The organism is Rhizobium sp. 1399, assembly GCF_031455475.1.
Lineage (GTDB): Bacteria > Pseudomonadota > Alphaproteobacteria > Rhizobiales > Rhizobiaceae > Rhizobium.
This window is the reverse complement of sequence record NZ_JAVDSU010000001.1, coordinates 166,797-180,736: the sequence shown is the minus strand read 5'-3', so window position 1 is coordinate 180,736 and position 13,940 is coordinate 166,797. Positions and strand designations below refer to the sequence as shown.

The 13,940-nt window shown below is 60.6% G+C and carries 15 protein-coding genes; 8 read left to right on the top strand and 7 right to left on the bottom strand.

The features are described from left to right. Window positions 1–73: 73 nt before the first annotated feature. Window positions 74–697 carry a metalloregulator ArsR/SmtB family transcription factor gene (locus J2X71_RS00975; RefSeq protein WP_310380022.1) on the top strand — a complete coding sequence of 208 codons (624 nt, stop codon included), beginning with the start codon at window positions 74–76 and terminating at the stop codon, window positions 695–697. On the opposite strand, the gene J2X71_RS00970 is transcribed toward J2X71_RS00975, so the two are convergent. Continuing rightward, window positions 684–1,910, bottom strand: coding sequence for an MFS transporter (locus tag J2X71_RS00970; protein ID WP_310378147.1), 1,227 nt, complete (start codon window positions 1,908–1,910; stop codon window positions 684–686). The two genes, J2X71_RS00975 and J2X71_RS00970, sit on opposite strands and share 14 nt — an antisense overlap. Window positions 1,911–2,107: 197 nt before the next feature. On the opposite strand from J2X71_RS00970, the gene J2X71_RS00965 reads away from it, so the two are divergent. Next, the gene (locus J2X71_RS00965) at window positions 2,108–3,112 is read left to right on the top strand and encodes an asparaginase (protein WP_310378145.1); all 1,005 of its coding nucleotides are present in this window, start codon (window positions 2,108–2,110) and stop codon (window positions 3,110–3,112) included. Window positions 3,113–3,203: 91 nt separating this feature from the next. Next, a complete protein-coding gene (locus J2X71_RS00960) occupies window positions 3,204–4,001 on the top strand; it encodes a hypothetical protein (protein WP_310378143.1) in 798 nt (265 codons plus the stop codon). On the opposite strand, the gene J2X71_RS00955 is transcribed toward J2X71_RS00960, so the two are convergent. After that, on the bottom strand, window positions 3,976–4,731 hold the full coding sequence (locus J2X71_RS00955; protein WP_310378141.1) for a DeoR/GlpR family DNA-binding transcription regulator: 756 nt from the start codon (window positions 4,729–4,731) through the stop codon (window positions 3,976–3,978). The genes J2X71_RS00960 and J2X71_RS00955 overlap by 26 nt on opposite strands. 123 nt (window positions 4,732–4,854) lie before the next feature. Between J2X71_RS00955 and J2X71_RS00950 the strand changes: the two genes are divergently transcribed. Then, window positions 4,855–5,211: a DUF4406 domain-containing protein gene (locus tag J2X71_RS00950; protein WP_310378139.1), complete on the top strand. Its 357-nt coding sequence runs from the start codon at window positions 4,855–4,857 to the stop codon at window positions 5,209–5,211. A gap of 103 nt (window positions 5,212–5,314) precedes the next feature. Further along, the gene (locus J2X71_RS00945; RefSeq protein ID WP_310378137.1) at window positions 5,315–5,935 is read left to right on the top strand and encodes a glutathione S-transferase N-terminal domain-containing protein; all 621 of its coding nucleotides are present in this window, start codon (window positions 5,315–5,317) and stop codon (window positions 5,933–5,935) included. Here J2X71_RS00945 and J2X71_RS00940 read toward each other — a convergent pair. Continuing rightward, entirely contained in the window at window positions 5,932–6,285 is a 354-nt protein-coding gene (locus J2X71_RS00940) for an MmcQ/YjbR family DNA-binding protein (RefSeq protein ID WP_310378135.1), read from the bottom strand. The two genes, J2X71_RS00945 and J2X71_RS00940, sit on opposite strands and share 4 nt — an antisense overlap. 42 nt (window positions 6,286–6,327) lie before the next feature. Continuing rightward, on the bottom strand, window positions 6,328–6,522 hold the full coding sequence (locus J2X71_RS00935; RefSeq protein ID WP_113323154.1) for a hypothetical protein: 195 nt from the start codon (window positions 6,520–6,522) through the stop codon (window positions 6,328–6,330). A 171-nt stretch (window positions 6,523–6,693) separates the two neighbouring features. Between J2X71_RS00935 and J2X71_RS00930 the strand changes: the two genes are divergently transcribed. Further along, entirely contained in the window at window positions 6,694–7,590 is an 897-nt protein-coding gene (locus J2X71_RS00930; protein WP_310378132.1) for a LysR substrate-binding domain-containing protein, read from the top strand. Between the two features lie 3 nt (window positions 7,591–7,593). Here J2X71_RS00930 and J2X71_RS00925 read toward each other — a convergent pair whose 3' ends face one another. After that, window positions 7,594–8,259 (bottom strand): glutathione S-transferase family protein, encoded by a 666-nt coding sequence (locus J2X71_RS00925; protein WP_310378130.1) that lies wholly within the window; start codon window positions 8,257–8,259, stop codon window positions 7,594–7,596. A gap of 96 nt (window positions 8,260–8,355) precedes the next feature. Further along, window positions 8,356–9,738 carry a TIGR03808 family TAT-translocated repetitive protein gene (locus J2X71_RS00920; RefSeq protein ID WP_310380020.1) on the bottom strand — a complete coding sequence of 461 codons (1,383 nt, stop codon included), beginning with the start codon at window positions 9,736–9,738 and terminating at the stop codon, window positions 8,356–8,358. Window positions 9,739–9,963: 225 nt separating this feature from the next. Between J2X71_RS00920 and J2X71_RS00915 the strand changes: the two genes are divergently transcribed. Then, window positions 9,964–12,261 (top strand): EAL domain-containing protein, encoded by a 2,298-nt coding sequence (locus tag J2X71_RS00915; protein ID WP_310378128.1) that lies wholly within the window; start codon window positions 9,964–9,966, stop codon window positions 12,259–12,261. Here the strand turns inward: J2X71_RS00915 and J2X71_RS00910 are convergent, their stop codons facing one another. Next, the gene (locus J2X71_RS00910) at window positions 12,262–13,233 is read right to left on the bottom strand and encodes a glycerophosphodiester phosphodiesterase family protein (RefSeq protein ID WP_310380018.1); all 972 of its coding nucleotides are present in this window, start codon (window positions 13,231–13,233) and stop codon (window positions 12,262–12,264) included. A gap of 140 nt (window positions 13,234–13,373) precedes the next feature. Between J2X71_RS00910 and J2X71_RS00905 the strand changes: the two genes are divergently transcribed. Then, window positions 13,374–13,940: a dienelactone hydrolase family protein gene (locus tag J2X71_RS00905; protein WP_310378125.1), complete on the top strand. Its 567-nt coding sequence runs from the start codon at window positions 13,374–13,376 to the stop codon at window positions 13,938–13,940.

Sequence of the window (13,940 nt, the reverse complement as noted above, 5' to 3'; positions counted from 1 at the left end):
TTATTATTTTCCAAGTTATGAATTGGAAAATTGCATGAGCATCGGATTAAAACAAGAGGTAGCTTGGAAAAATATGCGCCAGTCTCCCGTCAACCGCATCCTGATCCTGTTGAAGACCGAAGGGCCGCAGCTTGCCGCTGCGGTCGGCGATGCGCTCAGCATATCAGGTGAGGCCGCCCGTCAGCAGCTTGCCAAAATGGGGGAAGAGGGACTTGTGGAACCCGTAACGGTCGCCCCCAGGGGCAGGGGACGTCCGAGGCAGCTCTGGCACCTGACGGCTGAGGGTAACAGCCATTTCCCGGATGGCCATGCCGAACTGACGGCGACCCTGCTGACGACTGTTGTCGCGCATCTCGGCCCCGCCGCGCTGGATACCGTCATCGCCGCCCGCGAAAACGAAACGCTGCAGCGCTATCGCGCCGAACTCTCAGACAGGTCGGATCTGGCCGCCCGCGTCGAGGGGCTGGCCGCCATCCGCAGCCGTGAGGGCTACATGGCCGATAGCTGGCAGGAGGACGATGGATCATTGATGCTGGTCGAAAACCATTGTCCGATTTGCGCTGCGGCGACGGTCTGCGCCGGCTTCTGCCGTTCCGAGCTCGAAACTTTCCGCAGCGTGCTCTCGGCCAATGTCGAGCGTAGCGAGCATATCCTGCTCGGTGCGCGCCGCTGCGCCTATCGCATTACTCCAAGGTAATTTGGGCCGGCTGGCGCATGCGGCTGCCGCTTTCCAGATAAAGCAGGATCAGAATGGCGACGATGCCGACAGCGGCGCCGACGAAAGCCGTGCCAGAATAGTCCGTCACCGCCGTTCCAAGCGCAAAAACACCTGCGGCCACGCCGATGCCGATGAAAGTGTTGAGCGAGATCAGCGAGCTGCCAAGACCCGGACGATCGGCGATAAGGTCTTGCAGATAGGTGATCGGCAGGCTGAGGATGGCAGCCGCCCCGCAGGCGTTGAGACCGAGCAGCGCATAGAGCTGCCAGGGCGCGGTGGCAAAGCCGAGCAGCACCAGATAGAGGCAGTAGAGCACCGTGCCTGATGCCAATACATGCACGGTATGGAAGCGCCGCTGTACCAGGCCCCACATCATCATGAAGGGCATTTCGAGGAAGGCCGTCAGGCCTGAGAGAAAGCCGACGTCAACGACGCTGCCGCCGATCGAGTGCACGACGATGAGTGGCGAAACCATGCCGTTCAGCCGCTGCAGGCCGAGCAGCAGGGACATGACGAAGACGCGGATGAAAACATCGGGCGCAAAGACTCGCTTCAGTGAGGCGAAGAAGCCCGGCTGGTTGGGGATCGTCTCGCGCACCGGGCCGTTGCCGGGCGCGAAGAAGAAATAGAGGCAGAAGCAGATGAGGCTTGCCACCGCCGCCACCCCATAAGCCGGCGTCATCGATGGCGAAGTGACCAGAGCAAGCCCGACCAGCCCCGGTGCCACCGCCCAGGAACCGGAATAGAGCGCGCGCACCGTCGAGGTGATGGCGACCGCTTCACTACGGGCCAGCTGGTTGGTGCGGGCCCGCACGCTGGCAAAGAGCAACGAATAGGTGGAATTGCTCATCGGCACGAGGAACAGCACCGAGAAGATGAAGATCGTGGGACTGTGGATGACCGCGATCGATCCGAAGCCGATGATGCCTGCAATGGAAAGCGCAAGCACCAGTGGCCGTCTTTCCGTCAGCCTGTCCGACCATATGCCGAGCGTCAAACTGATCGCGACATTGACGACGGCAGCAAAGAAGACCAGCGCCGAATAGGCGCCGTCACTCATTCCAAGTTCGCTGATGCCGATAATCGACTGGTAGGGAACCGTGGAGGCATAGGTGAAGGCGAGCGCCACCAGTGTGACGGTTGGAATGCGGATGCGGCTGTCGCGGATGATGGAAGAGAATGAGGATGGCATGAGAATAAGTCCTGACACACAACCTTTAGCCCCATCGCGCCTGCACGGAAAACGATAGTTTGCCGCACCAACAGTCACTTCGTATGATGGCTGTTTAGATGCTGTGATCGGCAGACACGTAGCGCAAATTCCATTGGCTTTCAGAGAGTGAGAGGCTATGCCTGCAGTTTCCTTGCCCACAATCTGGATTCTTGCCCATGTCCAATCCCATCCTCGTCGAAGTCACCAGGGGCTCGCTTGTCGAAAGCCGCCACAGCGGTTCGGTTGCGGTCGTGGATGGTGATGGCCGTGTCGCCTTTTCGCTCGGCAATGTCGAGGCGAGTGTCTTCCCGCGCTCGGCCTGCAAGGCCATGCAGGCGCTGCCGCTGATCGAAAGCGGCGCAGCGGATGCCTACGGCTTCGGCAACAAGGAGTTGGCGCTCGCCTGTTCCTCGCATAGCGGCGAGGATGAACATGTGGCGCTTGCCGCCTCCATGCTCTCGCGTGCCGGCCGTGACGTGGAGGCACTGGAATGTGGCGCGCACTGGTCCTCGGACCAGAAGACGTTGATCCACCAAGCGCGCACGCTGCAGAAGCCCACCGCGCTTCACAACAATTGCTCCGGCAAACATTCCGGCTTCGTTTGCGTCTGCTGCCATCAGGGCATCGATAGCAAGGGTTATGTCGGCTACGACCATCCGCTGCAGCAACAGATCCGTGACGCCATGGAAAACCTGACGGGCGCCGCACTCGGTCATGACGTCTGCGGCACCGACGGCTGCTCCATTCCGACTTACGCCGTGCCGCTTAAGGCGCTCGCTCATGGCTTTGCGAAGATGGCGACCGGCAACGGCCTGGAGCCTCTGCGCGCCAAGGCATCCCGCCGCCTGATCGAAGCCTGCATGGCCGAGCCCTTCTATGTGGCCGGCACCGGCCGCGCCTGCACGGTACTGATGCAGATCGCCCCCGGCCGGATCTTTTGCAAAACGGGCGCGGAAGGCGTCTTCTGCGCTGCCATCCCGGAACAGGGCATTGCGATCGCATTGAAGTGTGATGACGGCACCACCCGCGCTGCCGAAGCCATGGTTGCGGCGACACTTGCCCGCTACTTCGAAAAGGGCGGCAAGGAGCATGCCGCGCTGACCGCTCTGGCAAATAAATCGATGCGCAACTGGAACGGCATCCATGTCGGTGATGTCAGGGTGACAGATGCCTTTGCCTGATCGCTGCCCCGATCGCTGCATTGTTAGATATATAAGTTATAAAAAAATAAGAATTGCCTAATATAAATGGAGGCGCGTCCGGCGGTCGGACATGTCTCTCGCCGTGACGGAGCGCGTGAATACGGTTCCTCCGAAGCTGCGAGGGCAGGAGATGTTCGCAGGCCGCTATTTGTGGTGGATGCTGACAGGCATCACCCTCCTGATGTTCCTTACGATCTGCTTCGATTACTTCACCTGGCTTGCGGTGCAGCTCTCCAATTGTGTGGAGATGGCCGGCTCCTGCATGCCGGTGGTGCAATTCATGGCCGGTACGCTGAAAACGGCAGGCGTCTGGACTGCGATGGGCATTCTGTTTGGCGCTGTGATGCTGCGGTTGAGCTACCTCTCGCTTCTGCGGCTTTGGGGGCTGCTGGTAGCCCTGTGGTTTATAGCCTCCACGCCCTTCCTGCTGTTCATCGCAACTGGCGAACGCCTGCAATGGTCCGCTGCATCTGAAGCGCTTCCGCTTGCTTTCCTGTTTCTCGCTTCCCTGCTTGCTTATCTTGCCATTCCCTTCGAGGACGATGACACCAGGCCCTTCGGCGCCTCCGCTATCCTGCGCGGGATTGTTTATGCCGCTGCCCTCTATGGCGCTCTCGCCGCCGCCTCTGAAATGAACTGGCTCTCATCGATGGTGGCTAAACTTCTAGGCATGCCGGCACTCGCGGCCATCATTGCGAATGTCCAGCCACGCCTGCAGGAGGCGCTGACGCTTGGGCTAGGCAATATCCTGACCGGTATTTTCGTGCTTGTGGTTTTTATCGCCGCGCTGCTCCTCAGCCTGCTGCCGCCGGGCATTGTTCCTCCGCTCCGCCGCAAGCGGGTCAAGCTGCGGCAATTGCGACATTGAGATCCACGTAGGGCTGAAGCCGTTCCGCCGGCATTTCTGCGGGCACGATCAGTCCTGCCACTTCGCCTGCGGCAAGCACCGTGCAAGGTGAAACGAGATCGAATTTCTCCGCCGTCAGCAGCACATGCGTCTCCGCCGAACACCGGGCGATATGCCGTTTGATCGCCGCCTCCTCGAAATCCCCGGTCGAAAATCCGTGCACGGGATGAGCGGCCGTCACCCCGAGGAAGAAGATATCCGGCCGCAGAGCGGAGATCGTCGCCATCGCGACCGCGCCTGTCGCCACCATGGAATGCTTGTAGAGCCTGCCGCCGCAGAGGATCACCTCGGCCGTCGGGTGATGTTCCAGCTCGGCGGCGATCGTCGGGCTGTGGGTGGCGATCGTGAAGGCAATGTCGCGCGGCAGGTGACGGGCAATTTCCGCCGTGGTCGTGCCGCCGTCGAGAAATACCATCTGCCCGGCCTTCACCATCTGCGCCGCCCTCGCGCCGAGCCGCGCCTTGATGTCGGAAGCGACGTCGCGGCGGGCTGTGAAGTCGGGCAGCTCAGGGGCAATGGGCAAGGCCCCGCCATGCACGCGCTTCAGCAGCCCTTCCGCAGCCATCTCCCGCAGATCGCGGCGGATCGTATCCTCCGAGAGCTCGAAATCCTCCGCCACGCGCTTGGCGATGACCTGCCCGTCGCGGCGCAGGATGTCGAGGATGAGGGCCTTGCGTTGGCTGGTCAGCATGAATGCTCCTGCACGATAATTTACGAAACATCGTGAATACGCACGAATTGACTCGACATTCAAGAAATATCGTGCATTTTCGCGAAATCCCGTGCATGAGGCCGGGAGTTGATGGAGTAGATCATGTTGATTTTGATTGCCGGGCCCTACAGGTCCGGAACGGGCGATGATCCGACAAAGATGGCTGCCAATCTCAAGCGCCTCGAGGCGCCGTCGCACGCGCTCTTCAAAGCTGGCCATGTGCCGATGATCGGCGAATGGGTGGCCTTGCCGGTCTGGCATGCCGCCGGCGGCAAGTCGGTGGGTGACGATCTCTACGAGGAAATCTTTCATCCCGTCGCCGGCCGCCTGCTGCAGCTTTGCGAGGGCGTGCTGCGCTTGCCGGGCGACTCCAAGGGTGCCGATAATGACGTGCGCATCGCCACCGAGCGTGGCATTCGCGTCTGGTACCGGCTGGAGGACGTTCCGGGTTGCGCTTGAGGCGCTGCCCGTTCTTTCCGGCGCGGAGAAGGGAACACGCCGCGGTGTCTTTCGCTGGCCCTGAAACTCGCGCTATAAGGCTCCCCGAAAGGGGAGTCTCACCATGCTCACACTCTATTTCGCACCGGGAACCTGCGCGCTTGCAAGCCTGATTACCCTGGAAGAATCCGGCCTTTCCTTCGATACGAGGAAGATCAATACGCGGGAGAACGAGCAGCGCTCGGAAGCCTATCTGAAGATCAATCCGAAGGGCCGCGTTCCCGCGCTCGCCACCGATCGCGGCGTGCTGACAGAGTCGACGGCGATCCTCGCCTATATCGCCCAGATGGCGCCTGCCGCCAAGCTCGCCCCGCTGGACGACCCGTTCGAGTTTGCCCTGCTGCAGGCTTTCAACGGATATATCTCTTCCACCGTGCATGTGAACCACGCCCACCGCCCGCGCGGTTCCCGTTGGGCCGATGATGAAGCCGCGCTGGAATCCATGAAGGCCAAGGTGCCGCAGACCATGGCCGAAAGCTTCGAGCTGATCGAGGCAGCCATGTTCAAGGGGCCGTGGGTGATGGGTGACAGCTATACAGTCGCCGATCCCTATCTCTTCGTCATGACCGGCTGGCTGCCATCCGATGGCGTCGATCCCGCGCGCTTCCCCAAGATCAGCGAGCATCACGCCCGCATGCTGGAGCGTCCTGCTGTTCAGCGTGCGCTGGCGCGCGAAAAAGCTTAAGCGCGATAGGCTGAAATCAGCTTCTTCGGCGCCCGGTAGGTCCAGGCGTCGATCAGCCGCTGCTTGAGTTCATCGTCGCCGATAGCTGCGATGCGGACCGGCAGATGCGGCCAGCCGACATAATGGTTCGTCTGAAAATAGATGTCGGGCGCCATCGTCAATAGGTGTTCCTTGTGGTCGATCGGGATCGAGATGACCACCGTTTCGTCGTTCTTGACCGCGACGAAACTTTTGCCCCCGACCTTCAGCGCCAGGTTGCCATAGGATGTACTTTCCTCGATGCCGAGGAGGCCAGCCTCCTTTGCCAGCCGCTTTAACCGCGCCAGAATGCTGTTCACGCTCTCGGTCATCTTGTCCGCCCTGAATGTTCTCGGCGGAAACCTATCATATATTCAAGTGCATTTCTCTAGTTGTCGTTGCAGAGGGCGTTTGGGCGCGGGTATCGGCAGAGGCAGATCCGCAAGCTCCCGCTGCGACATGGAGGCGATGTCGGGATGATCGAGAAGATCTTCATCTCCATCATATTCGCTTTGCGAAACCCTGGCGGCAGGGTCCGATTGGCTTAAGAAAAACTTCAGCAATGACATCTTGCTCTCGCTTTCTGAGGCTGGGCTCGGCTTTCGGCACAAGGGATTTCGATTGCGCCGGCGCTTTGCATCTTGCTGCGCTGTGAAGATTATCGTCTTATGATGCCAATATCGGCGGCGAGCGCTTGCTTTTCAATTGAGATTACCGGTTTCCTACTGTAGGAAAACTATATGAGAAATCTCAACTCCGTGCATCTCAACGGCCTTCGCGCGCTGGAAGCCGTCGGCCGGCTTGGCTCGCTTCAGGCGGCGGCGGATGAGCTTGGCGTTTCCGTCGGCGCCGTCAGTCAGCAGGTTATCAAGGCCGAAGCCCAGCTTGGTCGGCTGCTCTTTGAACGCACGCCGAAGGGCATGCTCGTAACGGAAGCAGGCGCTCCCGTTCTTGCCGCCCTTAACGAAGGTTTCCTCCGTCTTGCGGAAGCCGTCTCGATGGCGCAACGCAAGGACGAATGCATCCTGACCATTTCGGTGGCCCCGGTTCTCGCCGCCCGCTGGCTGGTCTGCCGGCTGGACCGTTTCATGGAGCGCCACCCGGAAATCAACTTGCGGCTCGACGCGACCACCAAGCTCGTCAATCTGGCCGCCTCCGATATCGATGTCGCCATCCGCGTCGGCAAGGGCCATTGGCCGAGCGTGAAGGTCGAGCATCTCCTGGATCAGCTGGTGTTTCCCGTCTGCTCTCCCGAGATGGCCGCGAAACTGAAGAAGCCGGCCGATATCCTGAAACTCCCGGCTGTCATCGATGCCCATGCCATGTTCACATGGGATGTCTGGATGCAGGCAGCGGGGCTTTCAGGCGCTCCGCCTGCCATACGACACAGCTTCAACGATGCCTCGCTTTGCCTCGATGCGGCGATTGCCGGTCAGGGCGTGATGCTTGCCTGGCAGACGCTTGCGGGCTTTTCGTTGCAGGAAGGCCGACTGGTCGCACCCTTCGGCATCCGCGCCAATACAGGCGACGGCTATTATTTCGTGAGTGCCGAAGGCGGCCGCGAGCCGAAGAAGGTACGCGACTTCAAGGCCTGGATCCGCGAGGAAATGGCTGAAACGGCCGCGATATTCGGCTGATCCTCAAATCTCGATCGGCTCCAGTGAGCGCTTGCGCTGCATCTCCAGATATGCCGGCCGCGCCTGGCAACGCTTGATCCAGGCATCGATGTTCGGATGTGCCTCGAAGAGCGAGGTTTCGCTCTGGGCGTAACGCAGCACTTCCGCGATGTTGAGGTCGACGACCGTGAAACGTCCGCCGACGATCCAGTCCTTGCCGTCGAGTTGCTTTTCGAGGACCGAAAGCGGCCGCTTCATCGTACGGCAGGCGACATCGATCACCGCGCGCCCCGCTTCGGTGTTTTCCTTGCCGTTGTCATAGGTCGAAACGATCTTGCCGGTGTTGCCATCGAGCTCGGAAACGGCCCAGACCGTCCACATCGTCATCAAACCGTCTTCCTCGACGGTTTTGCCGCCGAGCTCGCCCCCGTACTTGCGCGCCAGGTAAAGATTGATCGCCAGAGACTCGTTCAGCACGAGATCGCCATCCTTGATGGCAGGGATCAATGCCATCGGATTGAGCGCAAGGAATTCCGGCGAGAGCGTGTTAACAGGCGCATCCGGCGACAGCGGATTGGCAAGCCGATTGGCCTGCAGCACCGGCACGGACTGGAATTCGATCCCCAGTTCCTCAGCCATCCAGTAAACGCGTGCGGAACGCGAGCGGTAAACCCCGTAGATTGTCAGCATGGCATGTCCCCTTCCTTTGCGCTCTGACCCTAAAGCCAGCGCAGTCGTGAAGAAAGCACCTGCCGCTGATATCTCGATGAAAGCTTTTGATAGCGCTCAGGAAATGCGGTTCCGCTCGACGGTGAGCTGGCCGTAACGCGAGCTGCCGTCCGCAAGCTCGTCCGAAACCTGTTTCTCCCATTCGAAGCCCAGTACGGCGCCCTTGCCCATCTCCTGGAAGATGTTGTCGGTGATGACGGCTGAACCTGCGCCCTCGGCAACCGAGACTGCGCAGCCGACCGGCGACTTGCGCACGACATTGCCGTTGACGACGACATTGCGCAGATAAGGACCCCAGCCGATCTGCAGCCCCCAGCGCGGTGCATCCTCGATGACATTGCCTGACACCAGCGTATCGGCCTCCGCCGCAATACCGATGCCGAAGCCGACCTCGTGTTTGTAAGGCCCTTTGAGCGTCAGGTTGCGGATGATGTTGCCCGTCACACTTGCCAGCCGGCCGCCCTGGTCGAAATTGGCAATCGATATGCCGTTCGCCGCCCCGTCGATCAAGTTGCCTGACACGACCGCGCCGACGAATTCGAACTCCACATAGATCGCTGTCTCGCCGGAGCGTCGGCATTGGTTGTTGCTGATCAGGATGTTGGAACCGGAATTGGCACGAACCGCGGTAAAGGCGCAATCGGAGATCTGGTTATCAGTCACCGTCACCCCGTCGGCGCGGAAGATATTGATGCCGTTGCCGTTTTCGCCGGTACCGCCGTCATTGGCACGGATATTGAAAACACGGTTCCCCGAAACGATCGTGCCATCCTCGGCCTTCTTCCAGCGATGCACCAGAATGCCGCCGTTGCCGCAGTCCGAAACCGTGTTGCCTGATATCGAAAGCCCCGCAGATTCCACCGCATAAATACCGGACTGCCCTGCGCCGGAGATCTTGCTGCGCTCGATCCGCCCGCCGCAGCGCTCGAGCTGCAGCGCGTGCTTGCGGCTGCCGACGATCTCACAATTGTCGATCAGCACCTTGCGGACACCGGTGAACTGGACGAGGGCGCCGGCGTAGTCGGCGAGCCAGCGGTTCGATCCGTCGATCACGAGGTTGGAAAGCTCGATACGGCCGACATTGTCAGCTGCAAAGAGGTGACCCTCGCCGGTATAGACGATCCGCGTCGCACCGGGCACGCCTGATATGCGCGTATTGTCCGGCAACGTGAGGTTGGAGATGCGATAGGTGCCAGGCGGCAGAAAGACCGGCACGTTCTCACGCGCCGCTTTCTCGATCATCTGCTGCAGGTTGCGGTTTTTCTTGTCGCTGCTGTCGGGAATGGCGCGGTATTGCACCGCATCGATCGAGCCGCGCAGGTCGGGCGGCTCCGCACTGAGCGGAGCCGCAAAAGCGCGCGGGGCCGTCATGGCCGCTGCAGAGGCCGCCAGCATGCCAAGTATATCCCGCCGGGAGACTTTGCTGAAATCCTTCTTCATATCGGTGCCCACGCAGGATTCATGCCAGCAGGAATGCCTCTTTTCGACACATATCCGCAGAAGAAGAATAACCATCGGTCGAGTAGCAAACGCAACCTCTCGAATATTGTCGTCTTGTTCACCTTTCCATTTAAACACCCCGAAGGAAATGCTCGTTATTTTAGAAAGCGGTTTCAATTATGACTATTGTGGACAGGCCTGCGGTTACCGGGAGAGAACAGCGTCATGAATGGAATGGGTGTCCGACGTTGGGAATCTGGTGATAACTTCAGTGCCGAGACACAACGTATCGTAGCCGCCACGGAGGCAATGATGGCGGCGACTGCCCATCATCTTTCCGAAGGCATAGAGAACCTCCGCCTCAAGGCGATTGTCCACGAGCTTCCTGATTTTCTTTACGTCAAGGACCGCGACGGTCGCTTCGTCTTCGCCAATGCTGTGATGGCGCGCAGCCACGGACTGGAGAACGCCGCAGAGATCGCCGGCAAGCGTGACTTCGACCTGTTCGATTTTGAAACGGCCCGCCGGCATTTCGATATCGAGCAGGAGATCATGTCGGGCGGAGAGCCCCGCATCGACATGGAAGAACTCGTGCCGCTGCCGGATGGCGCCACCATGTGTCGCCTGACTTCCAAGATACCGCTGCGCAACGATCGCGGCGAGGTCGTCGGCCTCATCGGTGTGTCCCGCGATATTACCGGGCGCAAGCGGCAGGAGGAGCTCTATCGCGGCCAGGCGAACTTGCTGGAAATGATCGCCCGCAATGAACCTCTGCCGATGATCCTGGAGGCGCTGGTGCTGATGATCGAGCGCCAGATGACCGGCATTTCCGGCTCCGTGCTGCTGCTCGACAGCGAGGGCACACGGCTTTACCACGGCGCGGCTCCCAATTTGCCCGGCGCCTACAGCCGTATGATCGACGGTGTTGCCATCGGCCCGAAGGTAGGCTCCTGCGGCACGGCAGCCTGGCGTGGCGAAATCATCATTGTCGAGGACGTCATGGCCGATCCGCTCTGGGAGGATTTCCGGGCGATGGTCAGCCAGTTCGGCTTCCGCTCCTGCTGGTCGACGCCGATCTGCACCTCGCAGAAGAATGTGCTCGGCACCTTCGCGCTTTACTCGAAAGAGACGCGACGCCCGACTGAACACGAGATGAAGCTGGTGGCGCTCGCCACCCATATCGCCGGCATTGCCATCGAGCGTAAGCGCGTCGATGACCGCATCCATTTCATGGCCCATCACGACGATCTTACGGGCCTGCCGAACCGCGCCTTCCTGAAGGAGCGCATGGCGAAGATCCTCGATCAGGCCCGGCGCAACAACCGCAAGGTCACCGTCGCCTATATCGATCTCGATAATTTCAAGGAGATCAACGATACGAGCGGCCACGCCGCCGGCGACGAGGTGCTCAAGGAGACCGCTGCCCGCATGGCGAACTGCGTGCGCGCCTCTGATATGGTCGTACGGCTCGGCGGCGACGAATTCCTCGTCGTGCTCGTCCACCAGTCCGGCCACGATGCTGGCATTATGCGGCGCCTGCGTGACCTGCAGAAGGCGATTTCCAAGCCAGTGCGCTCCGGGGTCAGCGAGATCGCCGTCACCTCGAGCATCGGCATTGCCGCCTTCCCGTGGGATGGTGCGACGCCTGAAGAGTTGCTCGCCAATGCCGACCGCGCCATGTACCGTGCCAAGCAGCTCGGCCGGAACACGCTGCAATATCACGACGGCGTCGTGAGCAATTCCGTCGATCTGCCGCTTAGCGAACAGGAGGAGCTGCGCCAGGCGATCATCGCCAATCAGCTTTTCCTGCTCTACCAGCCGCAGGTGGATGTCGCCACCGGTCGCATCACCGGCCTCGAAGCACTGGTGCGCTGGAACCATCCGACCAAGGGCGTGATACCGCCCGTTAATTTCATTCCGCTTGCGGAAGAAACCGGTCTCATCGTGCCGCTCGGCCTTTGGGTGCTGAACGAGGCCTGTCGCCAGGCCCGCGCCTGGCAGGACATGGGGCTGACGCCACTGACCATTGCCGTCAATGTCTCGCCCAAGCAGTTCGCCGATCCTGATTTTGCTTCCCACGTTGCCGAGGCGATCGACCGCCATCGTCTGAACGCGCGCTGGCTGGAGCTGGAGGTGACGGAAAGCGTCATCATGCATGATGCCGCCCGTGCGCTCGCCATCATGCTGTCGCTGCGTGCGCTCGGCCTCCGCCTGTCGATCGATGATTTCGGCTCCGGCTATTCCTCGCTTGCCGCGCTGAAGACCTTCCCCTTCGACCGGTTGAAGATGGACCGCTCATTGGTCGAGGCATTGCCTGCCGATAAGACCGCCGTCGCCATTGCGTCGGCCGTCATTTCGCTCGCCCAGACGCTGAAGCTTTCGGTACTCGCCGAAGGCGTGGAAACCGATGCGCAGCTGGAATTCCTGCGCCATGCCAGATGCGAGGAGGCGCAGGGCTATCGCTTCTCCAAGCCTGTCGCGCCGGAAGAAATCGTCGTCATGCTGCTGGCGCGGGGCGCCTGATCACTTCACCAGGTCGGCGATCGTCTCGATCTCGTTCGTCCATATGCCGCCGGAATAATTGGCGGGCAGTTGTGCGAAGCGTTCGGCATTGTCGATACCGGTCGAGAAACCGCCGCCGTGATAGGGGCCAATGACGAAGACCTGCGTATTTGCGTCCTGCATGCGGTTGAGGAACCTGTCCGGCCAGCCCCACAGCCATGGCGCATAATTGATCGGAACCAGCATCATCACATTCTTGCAATTATCAGGCAGAATGCCCGTCCAACCGTAGCCGATATAGCCGGTGAGGCAGCCCATCAGGCTGGCGCGTGAAGCCGTGCGGATATCGGGCGCCAGCTGCCTGATGCGATCGATTGGTTCGTCGCCTCCATAGACGATGATCTTCGCGCGCCGCTCTGCCGGCAGGCCATTCAGCACGGCCGCCAGCTTTTCGCCTTCGGAGGGGTCGCGGCTTTTGACATTGATGAGCAGATGTTTGTCCGGGAAGGTGGAGAGAACTTCATCAAGGGTCGGCATCAGGCCGATGCCCTTGCCGCGGAAGGGGAAACTCTTGCCGCCATCGGCGGTATAGCCGTAACCGATGTCGAGCAGCTTCATCTCGGCCATCGAGTGTTGGCGCGTGACGCCATGCCCATCTGTACGGCAATCGAGCGTCCAGTCGTGGAAGACGGCGAACTGCCCGTCGGTTGTCGGATGCACATCGACCTCTACCACGTCGGCACCTGCATCGAATCCCGCCCGCATGGAGTGGATCGTGTTCTCCAGAAAATCATGCTTCGGCGGCAGCATGCGCGTGGCCGTGCAGGTATCGTTCTTCAGATCCGTCTCGTCGAAGCGCTGGGCGATGCCGCGATGCGCCAGAAGCAGTGGCTTGCCCTCGCGATGTTCGGCTAAAAAGCTGGTATTGTTGAGATAAACTGCGGCGGCAAAGGCGAGAACTGCCACGCCTGTATATTTGAGCTTCCGTCCCATCATCCCCTCCGGTCGTGCCTCGGCAAATGGCTAGAAAGCGATTCCGGTGGTTCTTTGGCTCATTTGCGGCTTTTGTGGGTAAAGGCTCGCCTTCACGTTGCAGAAACCCTATGTTGACCCCGCAAAGCAGGGAGGTAGCGATGGCGGCGATTGCACTTTTTCATTCGGTCTATGGATTTCGGTCTCTTGAACGAAGTGCCGCGGAACTTCTGCGCGCAACGGGCCATCAGGTCGTAACACCTGATCTCTACGGAGGCAGGGTAGGGCAGACGCTTGAGGAAGGGTTCTCCATCCGCAAAGAGATTGGCTGGGCCGAACTTTGCAGGCGCGCCGAAAAGGCGGTCGCCGACTTGCCGGCATCCGCCGTCCTCGGCGGCTTCTCCATGGGCGCAGGCATTGCCGCAAGCCTCTGGCCGGGCCGACCGCAAGCAGCCGGCATTCTCTTGCTGCACGGTATCGCAGAAATTCCGGCCAATGCGCGCGAAGGCATTCCCCTGCAGGTCCATCTGGCAGAGCCCGACGAGTTCGCGCCGGCGGACGAGATGGCGGCGTGGCGTGCGCATGCTGCGAGAGCAAATATCAGCCCGGAGGTCTTCCTCTATCCCGGCGTCGGTCATCTCTATACCGATCCATCGCTGCCTGACTACGATGCAAAGGCGGCGGAGGCCACCTGGAGCCGCGTCGACGCTTTCCTCGCCGCGCTCTGA

Excerpts from the sequence above, each read along its gene's own strand:
- J2X71_RS00975 (WP_310380022.1), top strand. The coding sequence starts at position 74 with ATGCGCCAGTCTCCCGTCAACCGCATCCTGATCCTGTTGAAGACCGAA.
- J2X71_RS00970 (WP_310378147.1), bottom strand. The coding sequence starts at position 1,910 with ATGCCATCCTCATTCTCTTCCATCATCCGCGACAGCCGCATCCGCATT.
- J2X71_RS00965 (WP_310378145.1), top strand. The coding sequence starts at position 2,108 with ATGTCCAATCCCATCCTCGTCGAAGTCACCAGGGGCTCGCTTGTCGAA.
- J2X71_RS00960 (WP_310378143.1), top strand. The coding sequence starts at position 3,204 with ATGTCTCTCGCCGTGACGGAGCGCGTGAATACGGTTCCTCCGAAGCTG.
- J2X71_RS00955 (WP_310378141.1), bottom strand. The coding sequence starts at position 4,731 with ATGCTGACCAGCCAACGCAAGGCCCTCATCCTCGACATCCTGCGCCGC.
- J2X71_RS00950 (WP_310378139.1), top strand. The coding sequence starts at position 4,855 with ATGTTGATTTTGATTGCCGGGCCCTACAGGTCCGGAACGGGCGATGAT.
- J2X71_RS00945 (WP_310378137.1), top strand. The coding sequence starts at position 5,315 with ATGCTCACACTCTATTTCGCACCGGGAACCTGCGCGCTTGCAAGCCTG.
- J2X71_RS00940 (WP_310378135.1), bottom strand. The coding sequence starts at position 6,285 with ATGACCGAGAGCGTGAACAGCATTCTGGCGCGGTTAAAGCGGCTGGCA.
- J2X71_RS00935 (WP_113323154.1), bottom strand. The coding sequence starts at position 6,522 with ATGTCATTGCTGAAGTTTTTCTTAAGCCAATCGGACCCTGCCGCCAGG.
- J2X71_RS00930 (WP_310378132.1), top strand. The coding sequence starts at position 6,694 with ATGAGAAATCTCAACTCCGTGCATCTCAACGGCCTTCGCGCGCTGGAA.
- J2X71_RS00925 (WP_310378130.1), bottom strand. The coding sequence starts at position 8,259 with ATGCTGACAATCTACGGGGTTTACCGCTCGCGTTCCGCACGCGTTTAC.
- J2X71_RS00920 (WP_310380020.1), bottom strand. The coding sequence starts at position 9,738 with ATGAAGAAGGATTTCAGCAAAGTCTCCCGGCGGGATATACTTGGCATG.
- J2X71_RS00915 (WP_310378128.1), top strand. The coding sequence starts at position 9,964 with ATGAATGGAATGGGTGTCCGACGTTGGGAATCTGGTGATAACTTCAGT.
- J2X71_RS00910 (WP_310380018.1), bottom strand. The coding sequence starts at position 13,233 with ATGGGACGGAAGCTCAAATATACAGGCGTGGCAGTTCTCGCCTTTGCC.
- J2X71_RS00905 (WP_310378125.1), top strand. The coding sequence starts at position 13,374 with ATGGCGGCGATTGCACTTTTTCATTCGGTCTATGGATTTCGGTCTCTT.